This window comes from Blautia sp. SC05B48, assembly GCF_005848555.1.
GTDB lineage: Bacteria > Bacillota > Clostridia > Lachnospirales > Lachnospiraceae > Blautia_A.
In genome coordinates, this window is sequence record NZ_CP040518.1 from 3538404 (window position 1) to 3559416 (window position 21013).

Consider the following 21013-nt stretch of genomic DNA (forward strand, 5'->3'; position numbering starts at 1 on the left):
GTAACACAAAAACCGTCCCAAGCTTATATCATGCTTGAGACGGTAATAAAAGTTCTTTATTATCGCGGTACCACTCAAATTGACGAATCGTCCACTTTCCGGCGTACTAACATACACTCCTCATTGGTAACGGGTTCGGTTCCCGTCGGCGCCTACTGTACAGATAAATAGTTCGGGCCGCCCTCGAAAGTCCATTCAACATCTGGTCCCCTGCGGATTTCCACCACCACCGCTCTCTGTGAAGTTTCCTGAAATGTTTACTTCTCTTTCTCACTGGTTTGTTTTTTAAGTTGTGTTTACTTTAGCACATCAACGTGAGTCTGTCAAGCCCAAAAATAAAATTAATTCTTAAAGCTGTGGATCGGTGCCGGGATCCTTCCGCCTCTCTGTACAAATGCATCACAGGAGAAGGAATTTACAGGCATGATCGGAGCATATCCAAGAAGGCCTCCGAACTCAACCGTTTCGCCCACACCCTTACCGATAACCGGGATGAGACGTACTGCAGTTGTCTTCTGATTTACCATACCGATGGCAGACTCATCTGCGATGATACCTGCCAGTGTGGTCGCCTTGGTATCTCCCGGAACTGCGATCATGTCCAGACCAACAGAGCATACACAGGTCATGGCTTCCAGCTTCTCCAGAGTAAGAGCTCCCTCGTTTACCGCATCGATCATTCCCTGATCCTCGCTGACAGGAATAAAGGCACCACTTAATCCGCCCACAGCTGCTGCTGCCATAACGCCGCCTTTCTTCACCTGGTCGTTGAGAAGTGCAAGCGCTGCAGTTGTTCCCGGTGCGCCGGCTCTCTCAAGGCCGATCTCTTCCAGGATCTCAGCTACGGAATCACCGATAGCCGGTGTCGGTGCAAGAGAAAGATCCACGATACCAAACGGCACGTCAAGACGCTTGGATGCCTCACGTGCAACCAGCTGTCCAACTCGTGTAACCTTAAACGCAGTACGTTTGATCATCTCGCAGAGGGTTCCGAAATCCTCTCCACGAACCTGCTCCAGGGCTTTCTTCACAACTCCGGGGCCACTGACACCTACGTTGATGATGCAGTCCGCCTCTGTGACACCGTGGAACGCGCCTGCCATGAACGGATTGTCATCCGGTGCGTTGCAGAACACCACAAGTTTGGCACATCCAAGAGAATCCTGGTCCTTAGTAGCCTCTGCTGTTGCAAGGACGATCTCGCCCATCAGCTTTACGGCATCCATGTTGATACCGGTCTTGGTGGAACCAACGTTTACAGAACTGCAGACACGCTCTGTTTCTGCCATTGCCTGAGGAATGGAGCGGATGAGAAGCTCTTCTGCCGGAGTCATTCCCTTGCTTACCAGTGCAGAATATCCGCCGATAAAGTTAACGCCAACTTCCTTGGCACATTTATCCAGTGTTCTTGCGATGGTCACAAAATCCTCCGGTTTCTTACATGCAGCCCCGCCAACCAGAGCAATGGGTGTTACGGAAATTCGTTTATTTACAACCGGGATACCGTACTCGGTTGCGATCTCATCACCGGTAGCCACCAGATTTCTGGCCTTTGTGGTGATCTTTTCGTATATTTTCTGATTCAGTGCATCCAGGTCAGGATCGATACAGTCCAGAAGGCTGATCCCCATGGTGATGGTACGCACATCCAGATTCTCCTGCTCGATCATTTTATTTGTCTCGTTTACCTCAAAAATATTGATCATTTTATTTTCTCCCTGATGATTGATGTAAAGTAGATATCATATGCATTCGCAATCCGCATTCGGTGCCTGATCATACTCGATGCATCATGTTAAAAATATCTTCATGCTGGCAGTGGATCACAACACCGATTTCCTTGCCCAGATTCTCAAGTTCTCTTGCAAGTTCACCGCCATCCTTTTCACATTTTGCTGTGTCTGCGATCATCATCATGTTGAAGTAACCCTGAACGATGGTCTGAGAAATATCCAGAATATTAACCTGATTCTCTGCAAGATATGTACAAACCTTTGCAATAATTCCTACTGTGTCGTTTCCTACTACTGTGATAATTGTCTTCTTCATCGTTTTTTCCTTTCTACACTGTGATTATTTCTGATATGTGATCCCTCTTCGCTACCTGGATCTTAAAATCCCTGGAACGGTACGGGTTGTCACCAAGTGTCACCTCCGAGCACACAGTCTCGTAGGCAAGTTCTTCATAATTGTTTTCTCTGCTTAAATGGCCTAGAAAAACCGCCTTCAAATTATCATGAAGGATCCGACAGAGCAGACGTCCTGCATTCTCATTGGAGAGATGCCCACGGTCTCCCAGAATCCTCTGTTTGAGATAATAAGGGTATTTTCCGACCTGAAGCATACGGATGTCATGATTCGCTTCCAAAAGCACCGCATCCAGATTCTCCAGATTTTTTACAATGTAATCATTATATTTTCCAAGGTCTGTGGCAATGCCCACAGAATGCTCTCCACATTCCAGGCGGTAGCCCACCGGCTGTGCGGCATCATGGGGAATGGTAAAAGGATTTACCGTCAGGTCCTTGATCTCAAAAGGCTCATCCTCCCGGATCTCGTGGATCAGTCCCTCCGGCATTTTCCCAAGGGATTTCATACGAAGCATCGCATCTGCTGTTCCACCTGTGGTATAGATGGGAATTCCGTATTTTCTGGAGATCACTCCCAGTCCCTTGATATGGTCAGAATGTTCATGTGTGATCAGGATGCCATCCACATCTTTCCCGGTAAGATCCAGGGAATTCAGGCCTTTTTCGATACTCTTCCCGCTGATCCCCACATCTACCAGAACATGTGCCTCCTCAGAGCCCACATAAATACAGTTGCCGCTGCTTCCGCTGGCAATACTACAAAGTCTCATTTCTCTCTATCCCTTCTCTGATCTGTCTCCGGGTTTCCTTCAGATCTCCATTATTCCCGATCACATAATCCGTATGTTCTCTGAAAACCTGGTCAGATACCTGGTTTCGGATAATGCCAAGAGATTTCTCTCTGGAATAGCCGCGGCTTTCCATCAGACGACGGATCCGGATTTCCTCCTCTGTATACACATACCAGACTTCATCACAGAATTCCTGATAATTCTCTTCCAGAAAAAGAGCAGCTTCCACAACACAGATTCCTCTTCCGGCATCCTTCTGTTCTCCAAGAAGATCCAGGATTCTCTGCTTTACAGCCGGATGAATGATCCCGTTTAATTTCAAAAGCATATCCTTATCTGTGAATACTACATCAGAAATCCGTTTCCGGTCAATAGTTTTATCTTTTTTTATGATTTCTTTTCCAAACAATGCGATCACCGCATCGTAACACTCTTCCCCCGGTTCCATCAGAATGTGACCAAGCTGGTCTGCCTGGATCACATATGCCTGGAAATCTTCTTCCAGGATTCCAAGTACTGTACTTTTTCCGGCCCCTACTCCGCCGGTTACTCCGATCACTCTCATTTATTTCGCCTCATACCAGCTGTCACCCTGGTGCATATCTACGTCAAGTTCCACTGCAAGATCTGCAGCTCCCTTCATCTCTTCTTCCAGAATACGGGAAACTTCCTCGATCTCTTCTTTCTTTGTCTCGATCAGAAGCTCATCGTGAACCTGCAGCACCAGCCTTGAACGCAGTCCCTCTTTTTTCATTCGTTCGTAAACATGGTTCATGGCTATTTTGATGATATCTGCTGCAGTACCCTGGATCGGAGAGTTCATGGCTACACGTTCTCCGAAGGAGCGCTGCATGAAATTACTGGATTTCAGCTCCGGCACGGGCCTTCGTCTGCCGAACATAGTTGTCACATAACCGTGTTCCTTGCCATCCTTTACCAGACCGTCCAGAAAACCCTTGATCTTCGGATAGGTCTCAAAATATTTCTCAATATAGGCAGCTGCCTCTTTTCTGGTAATACTCAGATCCTGGCTCAGTCCAAAGGAACTGATCCCATAAACGATTCCGAAATTTACCGCCTTGGCATTTCTTCGCTGAAGAGATGTCACCTCATCCAGCGGCACATGAAACACCTGGGATGCGGTGAGCCGGTGGATATCCTCCGCCTCACGATAAGCCTGGATCAGTTTTTCATCACCGGACATATGTGCCAGCACACGAAGCTCGATCTGGGAATAATCTGCATCCAGAAATACAAATCCCTCTTCCGGCACAAAAACCTTACGGATCAGCCTGCCCAGCTCCATGCGGACCGGTATGTTCTGGAGATTCGGATCTGTACTGCTGATACGACCGGTTGCTGTGATCGTCTGATTAAAAGTAGAGTGGATCCTTCCATCTTCTCCGATCACATTTCCGAGACCATCTGCATAAGTGGATTTCAGCTTGGTCAGCTGGCGGTACTCCAGGATATCTTTTACGATGGCATGATCCGGTGCCAGCTTATCCAGGATATCCGCCGCTGTGGAATAGCCGGTCTTGGTCTTCTTTCCACCTGAAAGTCCCAGCTTTTCAAAAAGGATCACACCCAGCTGTTTCGGGGAATTGATATTAAACTCCTCCCCTGCTTCCTGCCAGATGGTTTTTTCCAGCTCCTGGATACGGACTTTAAGTTTTTCGCCATAGCTCTTAAGCTCTTCACCCTTAACGGAAATCCCCCATTTTTCCATAGAATCCAGGGTAAAGACAAGAGGAAGCTCGATCTCATCATAAACCTTACGCATGCCTGTTTCATCCAGTTTTTCAAGAAGAACTTTTCGGGCCATGCAGGGCACAAACGCCTGATAGCAGGCATAATTTCCAAGACATTCCAGCTCCTCTTCCCAGGCCTTTTTCAGAGAAGTCTTTCCAAGAAGGTCTTCCTTTGAGGGGAGCATCATACCATCCAGATATTCTCTGGCGATGTCATCATGGGAATAAGAAGATTTCAGCGGATTCAGAAGATATGCAGCAACCCCCGCATCAAAAACCTTCTTCGAATCGTCAAGGGAAACATGTTTGAGAACTGATTTAATATCCATAGCACAGAGTACCGTACTGTCCGCCAGAGTTTTCAGTTTTCCGCAAAGGTAATCCCCTGTGAGAAGTCCTCCCACCGGAATCTGATAGATTTCTTTTTCATCCAGGACCAATCCCACGGTATACACCTGATCCGAATCTGCAAGAACAGAAATACCCACCTGATCTTTCTGCGCTGCTTTTTCAAACAGTGCCTCCACACCGGAAAGATCATTGCATGTAAAAAATTCCAGTTCCATGGAGGAATCTGCTGTCGTAGCCGGATCAAAACGGTTCAGCATGTTCTTAAATTCCAGGCGTTTACACAATTCATATGCCTCTGGAGTATAGGGATTTTCCACTTTCGCTTTTTCGTAGGAAAATTCCAGCGGACTGTCTGTGTTGATGGTTGCAAGCTCTTTGGAAAGCTGCGCCAGATCATAATGCTCGCGGAGAGATTCTTTCGCCTTATTAGGCTTTACCTCTTCCAGATGCTCATGAGCATTCTCAATGGAACCGAACTGCACGATCATCTTGGTCGCGGTCTTCTCTCCAACGCCCGGGATTCCCGGAATATTATCGGAGCTGTCGCCCATCAGTGCTTTCAGTTCTATAATCTGCGGCGGCGTTACCTGATATTTTTCAAGAACTTCCGCTGTATGGTAGTTTTCAATGGTTGTCTTTCCCCGGACAGTCTTCGGAAGCCGGATCAGCACCTTATCTGTGGCAAGCTGAAGAAGATCCCGATCTCCGGAAAGAATGGTAACATCCATGCCCTTTGCTTCACTTCTTCTGGCGACCGTACCAAGAAGATCATCTGCTTCATAGCCTTCCAGAGACATGATGTTGATTCCCATGGCAGAAAGCATCTCCTTGATCAGCGGAACCTGTTCCCGAAGCTCCTCCGGCATGGGTTTTCGGGTGCCTTTATAGGCTTCATATCTCTTATGCCGGAACGTAGGTGCACTCAGATCAAATGCAACAGTAAGATACTCCGGCTTCTCTTCCTCCATGATCCTGAACATAATATTCAGAAATCCATATACTGCTCCTGTATGACGTCCTTCTGCATTGGTAAGATCCGGCAGACCATAAAACGCACGGTTCAGGATGCTGTGACCATCGATCAGTAATATTTTTTCACTCAAAATCAAATTCCCTCCTTCAGTTCCAGGATCACAAAAACAAGAAAGACCACCAGTGCTGCGATCAGAACACAGACTGCCACTGCAGCGATCGCTCTGTGAAATTTCTTTTTTCGGATATACCTTTTGGATTTTCGGATATCCTCTTCCAGAAGCTCCTTAAAATCCAGAACAGAATCTTCCCGTTTCTCATCCAGCTGCTGCATGGCCTTATGTACAATGAAATATGTGGCAAGCTCATCGTAGCAGGAGGAACACTTCTCAATATGCTCCAGAAAATCCTCCAGATCATTCAACGGCAACGTATGATCGATATATCTATTAACCATTCCCTCTGCAATACGACAATTCATATTTTCCCTCTCTTTCAAAGCAGCAGATTCTCTCTTACCCAAAAGCTTCTTCTGAAATTCAGCCCGACAATTTGCCCGGGCCGGAGAAACACTTCCCAGAATGTTACCATTATAGCGAATTAAACGTTGAATGACAAGGGCGGTTTCCTGTGGTATACTTGAGATGTCACGGTCAGGAAACAGGAAAATTGACCAAATATGAAAATCCAGGCAAGGAGGATCACCATTATGAAATCTATAGCAATCGTTACAGACAGTAACTGCGGCATGTCTCCCGCTCAGGCAAAAGACCTTGGCATCTACATGCTTCCAATGCCGTTTTTTATAGATGATAAGGAATATCTGGAAGACATTGACATGAACCAATCAGAATTCTTTCAGCATCTTGAACAAAATCCAGGCTGCAGAGTTTCCACATCCCAGCCCACACCGGAATCCGTCACTACCCTCTGGGACAAGCTGCTCAAAGACTACGACGAGATCGTACATATCCCCATGTCCAGCGGTCTCTCCAGCTCCATGCAGACTGCCCGTATGCTTGCAGAAGACTATGATGGCCGTGTACGTGTCGTAAATAACCAGAGGATCTCCGGAACCTTACGTTACTCTGCCATCGAGGCTGTCCAGCAGGCTAAAAACGGTCTCTCTGCCGATGAGATCGGAACCTGGCTGGAAGAAACCCGCTTCGACTCCAGCATCTATATCACTGTAGCTACTCTGAAGTACCTGAAACAGGGCGGCCGCATCACTCCTGCTGCAGCAGCCATCGGAACCATGCTCCGTCTGAAGCCGGTTCTGCAGATTCAGGGCGAAAAGCTGGACGCCTTCTCCAAGGCCCGCACCATGACTCAGGCAAAAAACACTATGACTAAAGCCATCAAAGATGACATTGCAGACCGCTTCGGAGAAAAGATCAACCTGGATGTCATCCACTCCCACAACCTGGAAGCGGCCGAAGAATTCCGAAAAGAAGTCCTCACCACCTTCCCAAACATCGGTGAAGTCAACATCTTCCCTCTCTCCCTGAGCGTTTCCTGCCACATCGGCCCCGGAAGCCTTGCTCTCACCTGCTCCAAGGTACACCCGGAAATCTGGTAAATAATCTAAACAATTTATATTTTTACAACAAAAGCGGAGTCTCTCGGACCCCGCTTTTTTCTTGCTATCCTGATTAATTTTCCTGTGTATCCTCAATCTCCACCGGTGCTTCATTCAGGATCTTCATAAACTCCTCACCGGTAATCGTCTCATGCTCATACAGATACTTGGCAATCTCATGAAGCTTTCCGATATTATCCGTCAGGATCTTCGTAGCCTTTTCATGCTCCCGTCTTACAAGCTCCACAACCTTCTTATCCAGAAGCGTCTGCGTCTCAAAGGAACAGGTGAGACTTGCGTCTCCGCCAAGATACTGATTGCTCACATTTTCCATGGCAACCATGTCAAAATCATCACTCATACCATACCTGCTGATCATCGCTCTGGCAATCTTGGTCGCCTGCTCAATATCATTGGAGGCACCGGTAGTAATAGAATGGAAGATCAGCTCTTCCGCTGCACGGCCGCCTGTAAATGTAGCGATCTTATTCTCCAGTTCTTCCTTACTCATCAGGAAATGTTCCTGTTCATCCACCTGCATGGTATATCCCAGTGCACCGGAGGTACGTGGAATGATCGTGATCTTATGGACCGGTGCAGAATCTGTCTGCTTGGCAGCAACCAGTGCATGACCAACCTCATGATAAGAAACGATCAGTTTTTCCTTATTGGAAAGTACACGATTCTTTTTCTGATATCCGGCAATAACAACTTCGATACTTTCTTCAAAATCCGCCTGTGTGGCAAATTTCCGTCCGTCGCGGACTGCACGGAGAGCTGCCTCGTTGACAATATTGGCAAGCTCCGCACCGGAGGCCCCGACGGCCGCCTTGGCAATTTCATCAAACCGGACTGTGTCCGCAATTTTGATCTTCTTGGCATGGACCTTCAGGATTTCCTCACGCCCCTGAAGATCCGGAAGCTCAACCGGGATCCTTCTGTCAAAACGTCCAGGACGAAGAAGTGCAGGGTCAAGGGAATCCGGTCGGTTGGTAGCTGCCAAGATCACAACACCCTTGGAACCGTCAAAACCGTCCATCTCTGTCAGAAGCTGGTTCAGTGTCTGTTCACGCTCATCGTTTCCGCCGCCCATTCCGGAGCCGTCACGTTTCTTGCCGATGGTATCGATCTCATCAATAAATACGATACATGGTGCTTTCTCATTGGCCTGTTTAAAAAGATCACGTACCTTGGCAGCACCCATACCAACAAACATCTCCACAAATTCCGAACCGGAAATTGAGAAAAACGGAACCTCCGCCTCACCGGCAACTGCCTTGGCAAGAAGGGTTTTACCGGTTCCTGGAGGGCCTACAAGAAGGGCACCCTTCGGCATGGAAGCACCGATCTCTCTGTATTTCTCCGGATTATGAAGGAAATCTACAATTTCCGTCAAAAGCTCCTTGGCTTCATCCTCACCGGCAACATCTGAAAATTTGATTCCCGTAGAGGATTTCACATAAACCTTGGCATTGCTTTTGCCAAAGGACATCATTCCTCCCGGTCCTCCGCTGCCCATGGAGCTCATCATCTTCTTGCTGAGCCAGCGTCCCAGAAGAACAAAGATCGCGATCGGAAGTACATATCCCAGGATCAGAGACAAAAGCAATGACTGCCTCTGGGGTGCAGTTCCCTCTATACTTACTCCTGCATCGTAAAGATGTGATACAAGATCCTGATCATCTACAGATACCGTCTTGCAATAGACATCATTTCCATCCACTTTCATAGTATAATAAATGTAATCGGAATTAAGGGTTGCCTCATATACTTTTCCTCTGTCTACGGCTTTCAGAAAGGTGGTGTAATCGGTTTCTTTTACACTTCTCTCAGAAAGAGCAGGAAGAGCAAAAACATTCAGCAGAACAATAATGACGACCGCAATGATATAATATACATACAGCGGCCGCTTCTCTGGTTTTTTGGAATTCAGATTCATGCAGTCTCCTCCGTTATCTTATAGTATATCGCTATATCCACAGTGCTATATCAGGTGGTACAGCCTTGTAGTACACTGTACCACTTTTTTCAGTCAATTTCAAGGATGCCTCATCCGATTTCATAAACATTTTAGAATTAAAAATATTTCCAAATAATACCTTTATTCTGAAAAAATCCTTGCAAGCCACCTGATACTGTGCTATTATAATAAATGGTTATGCCGCTGTGGCGGAATTGGCAGACGCACTTGACTCAAAATCAAGCGGAGCAATCCGTGCCGGTTCGAGTCCGGCCAGCGGCATTCGCATAAAAGACCTGACGGAGAAATCTGTCAGGTCTTTATTATATAATACAAAAAAATCACGAAAGGAATAAAAAAATGGAAAAAGACAAAAGCTTTTTAGGAACCGAGCCTGTCGGAAAGCTGCTTCTGCGGCTTGCACTTCCTACAGTTGCCGCACAGCTCATCAATATGCTCTACAATATCGTCGACCGTATCTATATTGGTCATATTCCCGGAGAGGGTGCTCTTGCCCTTACCGGTGTAGGTGTCTGTATGCCGCTTATCATGGTCGTATCCGCCTTTGCTGCTCTTGTCGGAAACGGAGGCGCTCCCAGAGCCAGCATCTTTATGGGTAAAAATGACACGTCAAAAGCCGAACAGACTCTCGGAAACTGCTTCACCATGCAGATCATCATCTCCCTGATCCTGACTGTTATCCTGTTTCTCGGAAACCGCATCCTTCTCCTTGCATTCGGCGCCAGTGCAAACACCATCGACTATGCGGTGGGTTACATGAATATCTATGCAGTAGGAACTATTTTTGTACAGCTGACTCTTGGCATGAATAATTTCATCACAGCCCAGGGATTCGCAAAAACCGGAATGCTCTCTGTACTGATCGGTGCGATCTCCAACATTATTCTGGATCCGGTTTTTATTTTCGGATTCCACATGGGTGTCCGGGGCGCTGCTCTGGCAACGGTGATCTCCCAGGCATTTTCCTGCATCTGGGTCCTCTCATTCCTCTTTGGAAAAAAGACCTTCCTGAAGCTTCGGAAAAGCACCATGAAACTGAAAGCCGATATCATTCTGCCCTGTATGGCTCTTGGCTCTTCTCTCTTTGTCATGCAGCTCAGTGAAAGCGTTATCTCTGTCTGCTACAACTCCTCCCTCTTAAAATACGGCGGGGATGTTGCCGTAGGAGCCATGACCATCCTTACCAGCGTCATGCAGTTTGCCATGCTTCCTCTTCAGGGACTTGGTCAGGGTGCACAGCCTATCATCAGCTACAACTATGGTGCACGTAACGAAAAACGTGTACGTTCTACATTTAAGCTTCTTGTAAAAACAAGTGTTTCTTATTCCGTAATCCTGTGGCTGATCATTATGATCTTCCCGCAGCTCTTTGCCGGAATGTTTACTTCGGACAGTACATTACTTGTTTTCACAAAGACAGCTCTCCGGATCTATATGGCAGTTGTGTTTATCTTTGGTATCCAGATTGCCTGCCAGATGACCTTTATCTCCCTTGGCAGAGCCAAAGATTCCATCATCGTGGCTATTGTTCGAAAATTTGTTCTGGTCATCCCGCTGATCTATATTCTGCCCCATATTTTCCGTTCTGACCGGACAAATGCAGTTTATATGGCCGAGCCGGTTGCGGATATCCTGGCTGTTACATTTACCGCCATCCTGTTTTTCTTTGAGTTTAGAAAAGCCCTGGCAGAAATCTCCGGCAGCCGGAATCAGTAACCCTGCATTTGCCCCCCTTCCGCCCTGCTCGTGGTCTTATACCTCTTATCAGACGCTTAAACATGAAACAGCCTTCCAGCATCATTACTAGGATGCATAGAAGGCTGTTTTTATATATTTCTGCTATTTTATTTCAATTCGTCTTCATCCTGAAGAAGTTTCTCAAAAACAGGGAAGCAGTCAAATGTTGCAAAATAATCTCTCGGTGTCTCGGCACGACGGATCATCTCAAAGCTGCCGTCCTCATGAAGAAGGATCTCTGCAGATTTCAGTTTACCATTGTAGTTGTAGCCCATTGCAAAACCATGAGCACCTGTATCATGGATCACAAGAAGATCTCCCTTATCGATTTTCGGAAGCATACGGTCAATGGCAAATTTATCATTATTCTCACAGAGGGAACCTGTCACATCATATTTATGATCGCACGGCTCGTTCTCCTTACCCATAACCGTAATGTGATGATAAGCACCATACATAGCCGGACGCATCAGATTTACTGCGCAGGCATCTACGCCGATATATTCTTTATGTGTATGTTTCTCATGGATCGCTTTTGTGACAAGGCAGCCATACGGTCCCATCATGAAACGGCCAAGCTCTGTATAGATCGCAACATCACCCATTCCTTCCGGAACAAGGACTTCTTCATAAACCTTTCGGACACCCTCACCGATCACACGGATATCGTTTGGCTCCTGATCCGGTTTATAAGGAATTCCGATACCACCGGAAAGGTTGATGAATTTAATGTGTGCACCTGTCTCTTTCTGAAGCTTCACGGCAAGCTCAAACATAACCTTTGCAAGCATTGGATAATAGTCATTGGTCACTGTGTTGCTTGCAAGGAATGCATGGATTCCGAACTCTTTGGCACCTTTGGATTTTAGGATACGGAATGCGTCAAAGATCTGCTCGGTAGTCATTCCGTATTTTGCATCTCCGGGATTATCCATGATACCGTTACTGATCTTGAATACTCCACCTGGATTGTAACGGCAGCTGATCACTTCCGGGATTTTCCCGAGAGCTTTCTCTACGCTCTCAATATGTGTGATGTCATCAAGGTTGATGATTCCACCGATCTCATCTGCATATCTGAACTCTTTCTCCGGTGTGTCATTGGAAGAAAACATGATATCGCCCTTTTTGCAGCCTACTGCCTTGGCCATCATAAGTTCTGTTTCTGAGGAGCAGTCGCAGCCACAGCCATACTCCTGCAGAATATTGATCAGATATGGATTCGGTGTTGCCTTTACCGCAAAAAATTCCTTGAATCCTTTGTTCCATGCAAAAGCCTCTTTCAGGGCTTTTGCATTCTCACGGATTCCTTTCTCATCATAGAGATGGAAGGGTGTCGGAAACTTTTCAGTAATCTCGTTGAGTTTCTCAAGTGTCACAAATGGTTCTTTTTTCATAATAACTGCATCTCCTGTTTTTTCGACTGCTATTCCCGAAGAAACCTCAGTCTTATTCTGCCTCGATCACGTGCATCATATTTGTCACTGCACCACGACCGTTTGTCATGTTGGTCGCAGGGTCTCCTGCTGTAAATACAACAAGGTCTCCTTTATGTATCAGATGACGGCTACGGACAACATTCATAGCCTGAGACATGATATGGTCCGTGGTATCTCTCTGATATCCTTTCAGAGGTGTTACACCCCAGATCAGCTGAAGTTTATGCTGGATAGTTGAGTTCGGTGTGATCGCATAGATCGGAACCTTCGGGCGGAAATTGGAGATCAGTCTGGCTGTATTTCCACTCATTGTCGGTGTTACGATAGCGTTCGCCTTCAGGTTCTTTGCAGTACGCACCGTTGCAAGTGCCACTGCACTGGAGATCTTCTCTCTTCCGTCCATGGAACGATGTTCAATAAACACTTTATAATCCAGATGCGGCTCTGTCATCTCTGCGATATCTGCCATCATCTTAAGAGCATCAATCGGATATTTGCCGGCTGCTGTCTCTCCGGAGAGCATGATCGCATCGGTTCCGTCGTAGATCGCATTGGCAACATCAGCTACCTCTGCACGTGTAGGACGCGGATTACGGATCATGGAATCAAGCATCTGTGTTGCCGTAATAACCGGTGTATAATGTTCGTTACACTTACGGATGATCTCCTTCTGGATGTGAGGTACCTGGCTTGCAGGAATTTCCACACCGAGATCTCCTCTGGCAACCATGATACCATCAGATGCTTCAATGATGGAATCAATATTCTCAACACCCTCTGCATTCTCGATCTTCGCGATAATACCGATATCTTTTCCGCCATTATCATTCAGAAGCTTACGGATCTCACGGATCACCTCTGCGGAACGGACAAAAGATGCCGCGATGAAATCAAATTTCTGTTCGATACCAAAGATGATATCCTTTTTATCCTGCTCTGTGATTCCCGGAAGATTTACTTTTACATAGGGAACATTCACACCCTTCTTCTCTCCCAGCTCACCACCGTTTAAGATATCACAGACAATATCAGTTCCCCTGATTGTCTTAACCTCAAGCTCAATCAGACCATCATCAATGAGAATCCTGTTTCCCGGTTTTACATCCTTGTAAAGTGTCTCATATGTGATAGCGACCTTTGTGCTGTCGCCTTCAAAATCGCCAATTCCAAGTACAAACTGTTTTCCTGCTTCCAGCTTAACCTTCTGTCCGTCCTTTAAAAGTCTGGTACGGATCTCCGGTCCCTTTGTGTCAAGAAGCATGGCAATAGGCATATCAAGTTCCTCACGAAGCTCTTTGATCATATCCACACGGCCCTTCTGTTCCTCGTGGTCTCCGTGAGAAAAGTTAAATCTGGCAATATCCATTCCATTCTCCATAAGAGCCTTCAGAGTTTCCCTGTTATTGCTGGCAGGTCCAAGTGTACAGATAATCTTAGTTTTTTTCATAATAATGCTCTCCTTCGTTTGTGCGTTTTACTGTACGTGTTTATGTGTAAATAAATGATCCTGACAATATTCATAATTTCCGTTGCACTTTGAGCAGAAACGGAACTCCAGATTTGGATCATCCTTTTCGGTACGTCCGCAGATCGCACATTTATGCTTGGCGATCCCATCCGGACCAGAGCCCGTTCTGGAAGGAGCCATCGCCTTCTTAAACTGCTGCCTCCTGTGAATTTCCTTCGGATTGTAACGATTCATATCTCGGGTACTGAAATAAAAGATCACAAAGTTTAAAAGTGATGCTACGATCGGCACCACGCCTACCCAAAGCCCGACTCGAAGATAAGATACGATATCCCACGCAATAAACAGTCCGTATACAAAGGCCATCCATTTCATCCTGATCGGGATCACAAACATAAGAAGCAGCTGAAGATCCGGATATGTGACTGCATAGGCAAGGAAAATGGAAAGACTGATATAATATGTGGTAAAAATATTTCCGCCAAGAGAGTAGGCGATCCCGTTCATCACCACATAACCACCTGTAAATACATGTAAAAGCACTGCTGCGATCACAGTAAACAAAACACCTGAAAAAATATACAATGTGTACCGGAAAGTTCCCCAGGTACGTTCCAGTGAAGTACCGATCGGATAATAGAAGAAAAAGATTGCGAGAAGGAACATCACAAGATTTCCGGTTCCTCCCACACTGGATGGCGGATAGATCACCCATGTCACCAGTCTCCAGATCTGTCCCTTCATGACCATGGACATATCAAGACTCAGCATATTCAAAACTCCCGGAGCAAACATGGCCAGAAAATATCCCAGCACATAGCATCCAATGATGTAAACAGTCAGATTCGGAATCCCGAATCTTCCGAATTTACGTTCCAGTTTGTCGATAAATTTCATTAAAATCTCCTTTCAGAAAACTTTTGAAAATCAGAAAAATCGCTTCTTGGAAAGAATGATCGCTGCCACAACACTGATCGCCACAGAAATCAGGATAATGATCAGAAATCCCAATGGACTCCTTGATAAGGGCATACCGGAACCAGCCACATTCATTCCGTAAGCACTGAACACAATAGTCGGAATACTCATGACAATAGTAATGATCGCTAGTACCTTCATAACGATATTCATATTATTGGAGATGATCGATGCAAAAGCATCCATAGTTCCGTTCAGGATACCGCTGTACACATTGGCCATTTCGATCGCCTGCTTATTCTCAGTGATGACATCCTCCAGAAGATCGGTGTCCTCCGGATATTTCTTGATACTGTCTATCTTCAGAAGCTTCTCCAGCACAACCTCGTTAGACCGGAGTGACGTAATAAAATAAGTCAGGGATTTCTGCAGCTCCAGAAGCTCGATCAGCTCCTCATTTCTTGTGGAAAGATGCAGTTTTTCTTCCACCTGCTCACTTTTTTTGTCAATGATACGCAGATAACGCAGGTACATACTCGCATTTCTGTAAAGGATCTGAAAGATAAAACGGGTCTTCATATAGGTAAAAAAGCTCCGGACTCTTCCCTCCATAAATCTGGTAAGAACCGGTGTGTCCTCCAGGCAGATGGTAAAGATCATAGATCCCGTCACAATGATGCCAAGCGGTATTGTCCCATACCAGTCCTTGTCATTACGTTCCTCGATCATAGGAACGTCAACCAGGATCAGTGTATAATTATCCTCAACTTCGATACGTGACCGTTCTTCCTCATCCAAAGGGGATCGTAAATCGTCAACCTCTATATCAAACTTCTCGGAAAATTCAAAAATCTCTGTTGCCGTCGGATTCGTCAGCGCAATCCAGCAGCCTTCCTCCGGTTCCTGTATCTGGTGGATGGCTCCGTCTATTGTCTTGTAAATCCTTACCACGATTCCCACTTCCCTTCTCTTGCTTTTCTTTTGCCAGAGCAAAATTCTTTTTTATTATAAATAGTCAAAATAGCTTTGTCAATTCATACATTTTCTTTTTAAAAAGGCTTTTAATTAATTTCACATGATCTTTACATAAAAATTCATTCTGCATTCCACGTTCTTTACATTTTTTCCGGCTTCCTATATAATGATTCCAGAATTCCAACGAAAGGAAGTTATACAAATGAGTCAGTCATCATTCGGAAAAAAATTCGTGGTTACCACCTGGGGAGAATCTCACGGCAAGGCCATCGGTGCCGTTCTCGACGGCTGTCCCGCAGGTCTTTCTCTCTGTGAAGAAGATATCCAGGTTTTTCTTGACCGGAGAAAGCCCGGTCAGAGCCGTTATACAACTGCCCGTAAGGAAGGCGATCTGGTGGAGATCCTTTCCGGAGTTTTTGAAGGAAAGACTACCGGTACTCCAATTTCTCTTCTGATCCGCAATACAGATCAGCGTTCCAGAGATTACGGAAATATCGCATACTCCTATCGTCCCGGTCACGCAGACTTTACCTTTGAACAGAAATATGGATTCCGTGATTACCGTGGAGGTGGACGCTCCTCCGGAAGAGAAACCGCCGGACGTGTGGCAGCCGGTGCCATTGCCATCAAGCTGTTAAACGAACTTGGCATTACATTTACTACCTACGCAAGATCCATCGGTCCTGTAGAGATCCGGTCCTTCTCAGAAGAAGAGATCCGAAATAATGCACTCTGCATGCCAGATGCCGACGCAGCCGCAAAGGCATCTGCCTATCTCGAACAGTGCCTGAACAGTCAGGACAGTGCCGGCGGCGTGATCGAATGCCGCATCAAAAACGTTCCTGCCGGTCTGGGCGATACGGTTTTTGACAAGCTGGATGCTACCCTCGCTCATGCGATCATGTCCATTGGTGCTGTAAAAGCTGTTGAGATCGGTGACGGCATCAATGTGACACGTCTTACCGGTTCCGAAGACAACGACGGTTTTGTACAGAAAGACGGTATTATTTCCAAAACCTCCAACCACGCAGGTGGTATTATGGGCGGTATGAGTGACGGCAGTGATATCATTCTCCGTGCACATATCAAACCGACGCCTTCCATCAGTCAGTCTCAGTCTACTGTGACCAACACCGGAGAAAATCTGGAGCTTGAGATCAAAGGCCGGCATGATCCGGTGATCGTACCACGTGCAGTAGTCGTTGTGGAAGCTATGGCAGCACTTACCATTACAGATGCGCTTTTTAACAATATGAGTGCACGGATGGATCGTATCCACGAATTTTATCAGCGGTAATTTCGTATTTTGACCTGTCGGATAGAAATTATAAATGTGCAAAAAAAGACAGACTCAGGGAAAGTTCCTACTCGTCCCTGAGTCTGTTTTTGTCCGCCTGCATAAAGCTTACTTTGATCAATCCCGATCTTAATCCAACTGCTCGCATGTATCCGGTACCGGCCAGATATGGATACTGTTCGGTGTCTCGATCTTTCTCGGTTTTTCGTTCATCATGATGATATTCTTTTCATAATCCACAGTGAAAACGGTAATACTGTTGCTGGCATGATTGGCAACAGCAATATGCTTGTTATCCGGGAAGATCATAAGATCCTTCGGGTAATCACCACTGATCGGAAGTGTAAATTTCTTGGTCAGAAGGCCTGTTTCCTGGTCTACTGCATACATAGTCACAGTATTTTCCCCTGCTGTTGTACAGAAAAGATATTTACCGTCCGCAGAAAGAGACATACCGGAAGCTGCGTTATGAAGCGCATCATTGGAATCCTCTTTTCCAAGAGTGGTAATGCTCTGAAGCAGCTGGAACTCCGGATTCTTACCGCTTCCGTCATAGCTGTATACCTTCACCTCATTGCTGAGCTCAAAAAGAAGATATGCAAATCTTCCGTCATCACTGAAACGGATGATACGAGGGCCGCTCTCTCTCGGGCAGCGAAGAATGTCAACCAGCTCCAGTTTGTCTTTCTTCTTATTGATACGATAGATCTTAACCTGATCGATACCATTATCTACCGCACAGAGATACTTATTATCCGGTGTCGGACGTACACAATTAACATGCGGACGGAAGTTACGCTCTGCCACGCTTCCAAGTCCCTTGTGGAAAACGCCGTCCATAACACTTCCCAGACGGCCGTCTTTATGTGTATGTACAACCGTTACCTTACCATCATGGTACCCTGCCACATAAAGATATCTTCCGTCCACATCTGTTGCAAGATAGCAGCCTCGCATTCCGTTGATATCCACACTGTTGAGGCGGGTAAGATCACCGTTCTTGTCTCTTTCAAATACAGCTACACCTTCATCCTCAATGGAATACAGATATTTACCGTTTTTTGATACCGCCAGATGAGAAGCATTGCTAACTTCCACTTCGCTTCGTTCTGTGAGTGTTCCTTTTTCTACATCTACATCGTATACCTGAATTCCCTTACTGGTTCCATGGGTATATGTTCCCACGTAAGCCACGTACTTCTTTTTTCCCATAAGTTCTGGCCTCCTGCTTTTTACATTGGTTACGTATTTTTGTGTTTATTTTATCACAAAGCTTCTGCAAGAACAAGTTACCATCCTGTTATCTTTTGTGCAATTTTTTACGCAAAGCTGCCGTTCACTATGGCGTTCACACATGATCCACGCAAATGGATCGGCTCCTGCGCATCCATTACGCCTCTTTACAGATCTCCCAAAGCGCCTCTCATTGCTTCCAGAGTTTCATCAATTACTTCATCTGTATGCGCTGTGGAAAGGAACATCGCCTCAAACTGGGAAGGTGCAAGATGAATGCCTCGTTTCAGCATTCCCTTGAAATATTTTGCAAAAAGCTCCAGGTTGGATGTTTTTGCAGAAACATAGTCTTTTACCTCCTGGTCTGTAAAGAAAATACTTGCCAGAGAAGAATCATAGTTTACCTGATATGGAAGACCTTTTTCCTCCACGATCTTCTTCAAGCCGCCGTAAAGCTTCTCACCTTTGGCAGCCAGATCTTTGTAGATTTCCTGATGCTCATAGAGATATTTCAGCTGTGTGAAACCTGCAGCCATGGCAACCGGGTTTCCGCTTAAGGTACCTGCCTGGTATACAGGACCACACGGTGAGATCAGATCCATGATCTCCTTACGTCCGCCATAAGCGCCTACCGGCATTCCTGCGCCGATTATTTTCCCGTAGGTGACAAGATCCGGACGGATACCAAAATACTCTGCTGCTCCGCCAAAGGCAAGTCGGAAGCCTGTGATCACTTCATCAAAGATCAGCAGACAATTGTGCTCATCGCAAAGCTCACGAAGCCGCTTTAAGAAACCTGGTTTCGGAGGAACCACACCCATGTTTGCTCCTACTGCCTCCACGATCACGGCTGCCACATTTCCCTCTTCCTGTTTGAGAAGTGCTTCCACACTGGCGGCATCATTGTAGGTAGCCGTCATGGTATCCTGTGTACAGCCCTTCGGAACACCGGCGCTGTCCGGAATACCACTTGCCATGACACCGGAGCCGGCACTTACCAGAAGGCAGTCACTGTGTCCGTGATAGCAGCCTGCAAATTTGATGATCTTGTCTTTTCCGGTAAAACCTCTTGCTGCACGGATGGCACTCATAACAGCCTCTGTTCCTGAGTTTACCATACGGATCATATCTACATGTGGAATATGTTCACAGATAAATTCAGCGATCTCTACTTCGATTCCTGTAGCACAGCCAAAGCTCAGACCATTTTCGCAGGCCTTGATCACACTCTCGCGGATCTCCGGGAAGTTATGTCCCAGGATCATCGGGCCCCAGGAATCAATGTAATCCACATAGCGGTTTCCATCTACATCATAGATGTAGCATTTATCTGCTTTTTCAATAAAACGAGGTGCCTCACCGATCGCTCCGTAAGATCTTACCGGGCTGTTTACGCCTCCCGGGATTCTTTTTACCGCACGCTCAAATAACTGTTCTGATCTTGTCATCAGCCGATTCTCCCTTCATCCATAAGTCTTGCCAGAAGCTCCGCATAATAGGTAAGATAGATCTGCGCACCGGAACGGAATGCCCCGGTAGCCATCTCGCCCACGATCCTTTCTTCGTCGATCCAGCCGTTTGCAGCTGCTGCTTTTACCATTGCATACTCACCACTGACACTGTATGCGGCAACCGGAACGTTTGTGATCTCCTTTACCTGCCAGATCATGTCCTGGTATGCAAGAGCCGGTTTTACCATGATGATATCTGCGCCCTCTTCCACATCTGCAAGTGCCTCTTTCAGTCCTTCTCTGCTGTTGTGCGGATCCATCTGGTAGCTTTTTCTGTCGCCAAAGGACGGCGCAGAATCTGCAGCCTCACGGAACGGGCCATAAAATGCAGAAGCATATTTTACTGCATAGGACATGATCGGTGTTGTGTAGTGTCCGGCCTTGTCCAGACACTGACGGATTGCTGCAACACGACCATCCATCATATCAGACGGAGCAACCATATCTGCACCTGCCTCCACGTGGGAAAGTGCTGTTTTTGCAAGAAGCTCCAGCGTCTTGTCATTGTCCACATCATGACCGCAGAGAACACCGCAATGGCCATGGGAAGTATACTCACACATGCATACATCTGTTACATAATAAAGCTCCGGAAATTTCTCTTTTGCAATGTGAAGAGCTCTCTGAACGATTCCCTCCGGATCATAGGCACCGCTGCCCACTTCATCCTTATGGTCAGGAATACCAAAAAACATCACACTGCCTACACCGGCTTTGGAAAGCTGCTCCAGTTTATATGGAAGACGGTCCAGGCTGTAACGGTACTGCCCAGTCATGGACGGAATTTCTTCTTCCTTATTTTCTCCTTCCATTACGAACATAGGATACATAAGAGAAGATTTATCCATTCTTGTCTCACGTACCATTTTACGAAGGTTTTCGCTGCCTCTTAATCTTCTTGGTCTTTTTGTCAGTTCCAT

Annotated in this window: 17 protein-coding genes, 1 tRNA gene and 1 other annotated feature; of the genes, 4 read left to right on the top strand and 14 right to left on the bottom strand. The window is 46.3% G+C overall.

The window, feature by feature from the left end; translation table 11 throughout:
* Nucleotides 1-32 precede the first annotated feature (32 nt).
* Nucleotides 33-283 (bottom strand) — a binding site (T-box leader).
* A 58-nt stretch (nucleotides 284-341) separates the two neighbouring features.
* The 6 genes from EYS05_RS16525 to EYS05_RS16550 all read right to left on the bottom strand — a co-directional run bounded on the left by EYS05_RS16525 (nucleotide 342) and on the right by EYS05_RS16550 (nucleotide 6436).
* Nucleotides 342-1706: a PFL family protein gene (locus tag EYS05_RS16525; protein ID WP_118514415.1), complete on the bottom strand. Its 1365-nt coding sequence runs from the start codon at nucleotides 1704-1706 to the stop codon at nucleotides 342-344.
* Between the two features lie 70 nt (nucleotides 1707-1776).
* Nucleotides 1777-2049, bottom strand: a complete 273-nt coding sequence (locus EYS05_RS16530; RefSeq protein WP_118514417.1) for an ACT domain-containing protein — start codon at nucleotides 2047-2049, stop codon at nucleotides 1777-1779.
* Between the two features lie 13 nt (nucleotides 2050-2062).
* Nucleotides 2063-2860, bottom strand: coding sequence for an MBL fold metallo-hydrolase (locus tag EYS05_RS16535; RefSeq protein WP_022427103.1), 798 nt, complete (start codon nucleotides 2858-2860; stop codon nucleotides 2063-2065).
* On the bottom strand, nucleotides 2847-3446 hold the full coding sequence (coaE, locus tag EYS05_RS16540) for a dephospho-CoA kinase (protein WP_118514421.1): 600 nt from the start codon (nucleotides 3444-3446) through the stop codon (nucleotides 2847-2849). The genes EYS05_RS16535 and coaE overlap by 14 nt, the downstream gene beginning before the upstream one ends.
* Entirely contained in the window at nucleotides 3447-6086 is a 2640-nt protein-coding gene (polA, locus tag EYS05_RS16545; RefSeq protein WP_138277581.1) for a DNA polymerase I, read from the bottom strand.
* 2 nt (nucleotides 6087-6088) lie between these two features.
* Nucleotides 6089-6436: an anti-sigma factor family protein gene (locus EYS05_RS16550; RefSeq protein ID WP_138277582.1), complete on the bottom strand. Its 348-nt coding sequence runs from the start codon at nucleotides 6434-6436 to the stop codon at nucleotides 6089-6091.
* A gap of 228 nt (nucleotides 6437-6664) precedes the next feature.
* On the opposite strand from EYS05_RS16550, the gene EYS05_RS16555 reads away from it, so the two are divergent.
* Nucleotides 6665-7534 (top strand): DegV family protein, encoded by an 870-nt coding sequence (locus EYS05_RS16555; RefSeq protein WP_138277583.1) that lies wholly within the window; start codon nucleotides 6665-6667, stop codon nucleotides 7532-7534.
* Nucleotides 7535-7607: 73 nt separating this feature from the next.
* Here EYS05_RS16555 and ftsH read toward each other — a convergent pair whose 3' ends face one another.
* Nucleotides 7608-9473, bottom strand: coding sequence for an ATP-dependent zinc metalloprotease FtsH (gene ftsH, locus EYS05_RS16560; protein ID WP_118514429.1), 1866 nt, complete (start codon nucleotides 9471-9473; stop codon nucleotides 7608-7610).
* A 221-nt stretch (nucleotides 9474-9694) separates the two neighbouring features.
* Between ftsH and EYS05_RS16565 the strand changes: the two genes are divergently transcribed.
* A tRNA-Leu gene (locus EYS05_RS16565) sits at nucleotides 9695-9776 on the top strand.
* A 78-nt stretch (nucleotides 9777-9854) separates the two neighbouring features.
* Entirely contained in the window at nucleotides 9855-11231 is a 1377-nt protein-coding gene (locus tag EYS05_RS16570; RefSeq protein WP_138277584.1) for an MATE family efflux transporter, read from the top strand.
* A gap of 128 nt (nucleotides 11232-11359) precedes the next feature.
* Here the strand turns inward: EYS05_RS16570 and EYS05_RS16575 are convergent, their stop codons facing one another.
* The 4 genes from EYS05_RS16575 to EYS05_RS16590 are packed head-to-tail and all read right to left on the bottom strand — an operon-like array spanning nucleotide 11360 to nucleotide 16028.
* Nucleotides 11360-12649 carry a diaminopimelate decarboxylase gene (locus tag EYS05_RS16575; protein WP_059085911.1) on the bottom strand — a complete coding sequence of 430 codons (1290 nt, stop codon included), beginning with the start codon at nucleotides 12647-12649 and terminating at the stop codon, nucleotides 11360-11362.
* Between the two features lie 52 nt (nucleotides 12650-12701).
* Nucleotides 12702-14138, bottom strand: coding sequence for a pyruvate kinase (pyk, locus tag EYS05_RS16580; RefSeq protein WP_118514433.1), 1437 nt, complete (start codon nucleotides 14136-14138; stop codon nucleotides 12702-12704).
* Nucleotides 14139-14165: 27 nt separating this feature from the next.
* Nucleotides 14166-15056 (bottom strand): hypothetical protein, encoded by an 891-nt coding sequence (locus EYS05_RS16585; protein WP_118514435.1) that lies wholly within the window; start codon nucleotides 15054-15056, stop codon nucleotides 14166-14168.
* A gap of 30 nt (nucleotides 15057-15086) precedes the next feature.
* The gene (locus EYS05_RS16590; protein WP_022426904.1) at nucleotides 15087-16028 is read right to left on the bottom strand and encodes a magnesium transporter CorA family protein; all 942 of its coding nucleotides are present in this window, start codon (nucleotides 16026-16028) and stop codon (nucleotides 15087-15089) included.
* A 226-nt stretch (nucleotides 16029-16254) separates the two neighbouring features.
* On the opposite strand from EYS05_RS16590, the gene aroC reads away from it, so the two are divergent.
* Nucleotides 16255-17349, top strand: a complete 1095-nt coding sequence (aroC, locus tag EYS05_RS16595) for a chorismate synthase (RefSeq protein ID WP_118624880.1) — start codon at nucleotides 16255-16257, stop codon at nucleotides 17347-17349.
* A 129-nt stretch (nucleotides 17350-17478) separates the two neighbouring features.
* Here aroC and EYS05_RS16600 read toward each other — a convergent pair whose 3' ends face one another.
* The 3 genes from EYS05_RS16600 to hemB form a co-directional block, all read right to left on the bottom strand.
* Complete coding sequence (locus EYS05_RS16600; RefSeq protein ID WP_118369173.1) at nucleotides 17479-18561, bottom strand: lactonase family protein; 1083 nt, start codon at nucleotides 18559-18561, stop codon at nucleotides 17479-17481.
* 188 nt (nucleotides 18562-18749) lie between these two features.
* Nucleotides 18750-20030, bottom strand: a complete 1281-nt coding sequence (gene hemL, locus EYS05_RS16605) for a glutamate-1-semialdehyde 2,1-aminomutase (protein WP_015525262.1) — start codon at nucleotides 20028-20030, stop codon at nucleotides 18750-18752.
* Nucleotides 20030-21013: a porphobilinogen synthase gene (hemB, locus tag EYS05_RS16610; RefSeq protein ID WP_118624882.1), complete on the bottom strand. Its 984-nt coding sequence runs from the start codon at nucleotides 21011-21013 to the stop codon at nucleotides 20030-20032. The genes hemL and hemB overlap by 1 nt, the downstream gene beginning before the upstream one ends.

Coding starts and splice junctions, on each gene's coding strand:
- EYS05_RS16525 (WP_118514415.1), bottom strand. CDS start 1,706: ATGATCAATATTTTTGAGGTAAACGAGACAAATAAAATGATCGAGCAG.
- EYS05_RS16530 (WP_118514417.1), bottom strand. CDS start 2,049: ATGAAGAAGACAATTATCACAGTAGTAGGAAACGACACAGTAGGAATT.
- EYS05_RS16535 (WP_022427103.1), bottom strand. CDS start 2,860: ATGAGACTTTGTAGTATTGCCAGCGGAAGCAGCGGCAACTGTATTTAT.
- coaE (WP_118514421.1), bottom strand. CDS start 3,446: ATGAGAGTGATCGGAGTAACCGGCGGAGTAGGGGCCGGAAAAAGTACA.
- EYS05_RS16550 (WP_138277582.1), bottom strand. CDS start 6,436: ATGAATTGTCGTATTGCAGAGGGAATGGTTAATAGATATATCGATCAT.
- EYS05_RS16555 (WP_138277583.1), top strand. CDS start 6,665: ATGAAATCTATAGCAATCGTTACAGACAGTAACTGCGGCATGTCTCCC.
- ftsH (WP_118514429.1), bottom strand. CDS start 9,473: ATGAATCTGAATTCCAAAAAACCAGAGAAGCGGCCGCTGTATGTATAT.
- EYS05_RS16570 (WP_138277584.1), top strand. CDS start 9,855: ATGGAAAAAGACAAAAGCTTTTTAGGAACCGAGCCTGTCGGAAAGCTG.
- EYS05_RS16575 (WP_059085911.1), bottom strand. CDS start 12,649: ATGAAAAAAGAACCATTTGTGACACTTGAGAAACTCAACGAGATTACT.
- pyk (WP_118514433.1), bottom strand. CDS start 14,138: ATGAAAAAAACTAAGATTATCTGTACACTTGGACCTGCCAGCAATAAC.
- EYS05_RS16585 (WP_118514435.1), bottom strand. CDS start 15,056: ATGAAATTTATCGACAAACTGGAACGTAAATTCGGAAGATTCGGGATT.
- aroC (WP_118624880.1), top strand. CDS start 16,255: ATGAGTCAGTCATCATTCGGAAAAAAATTCGTGGTTACCACCTGGGGA.
- EYS05_RS16600 (WP_118369173.1), bottom strand. CDS start 18,561: ATGGGAAAAAAGAAGTACGTGGCTTACGTGGGAACATATACCCATGGA.
- hemL (WP_015525262.1), bottom strand. CDS start 20,030: ATGACAAGATCAGAACAGTTATTTGAGCGTGCGGTAAAAAGAATCCCG.
- hemB (WP_118624882.1), bottom strand. CDS start 21,013: ATGGAACTGACAAAAAGACCAAGAAGATTAAGAGGCAGCGAAAACCTT.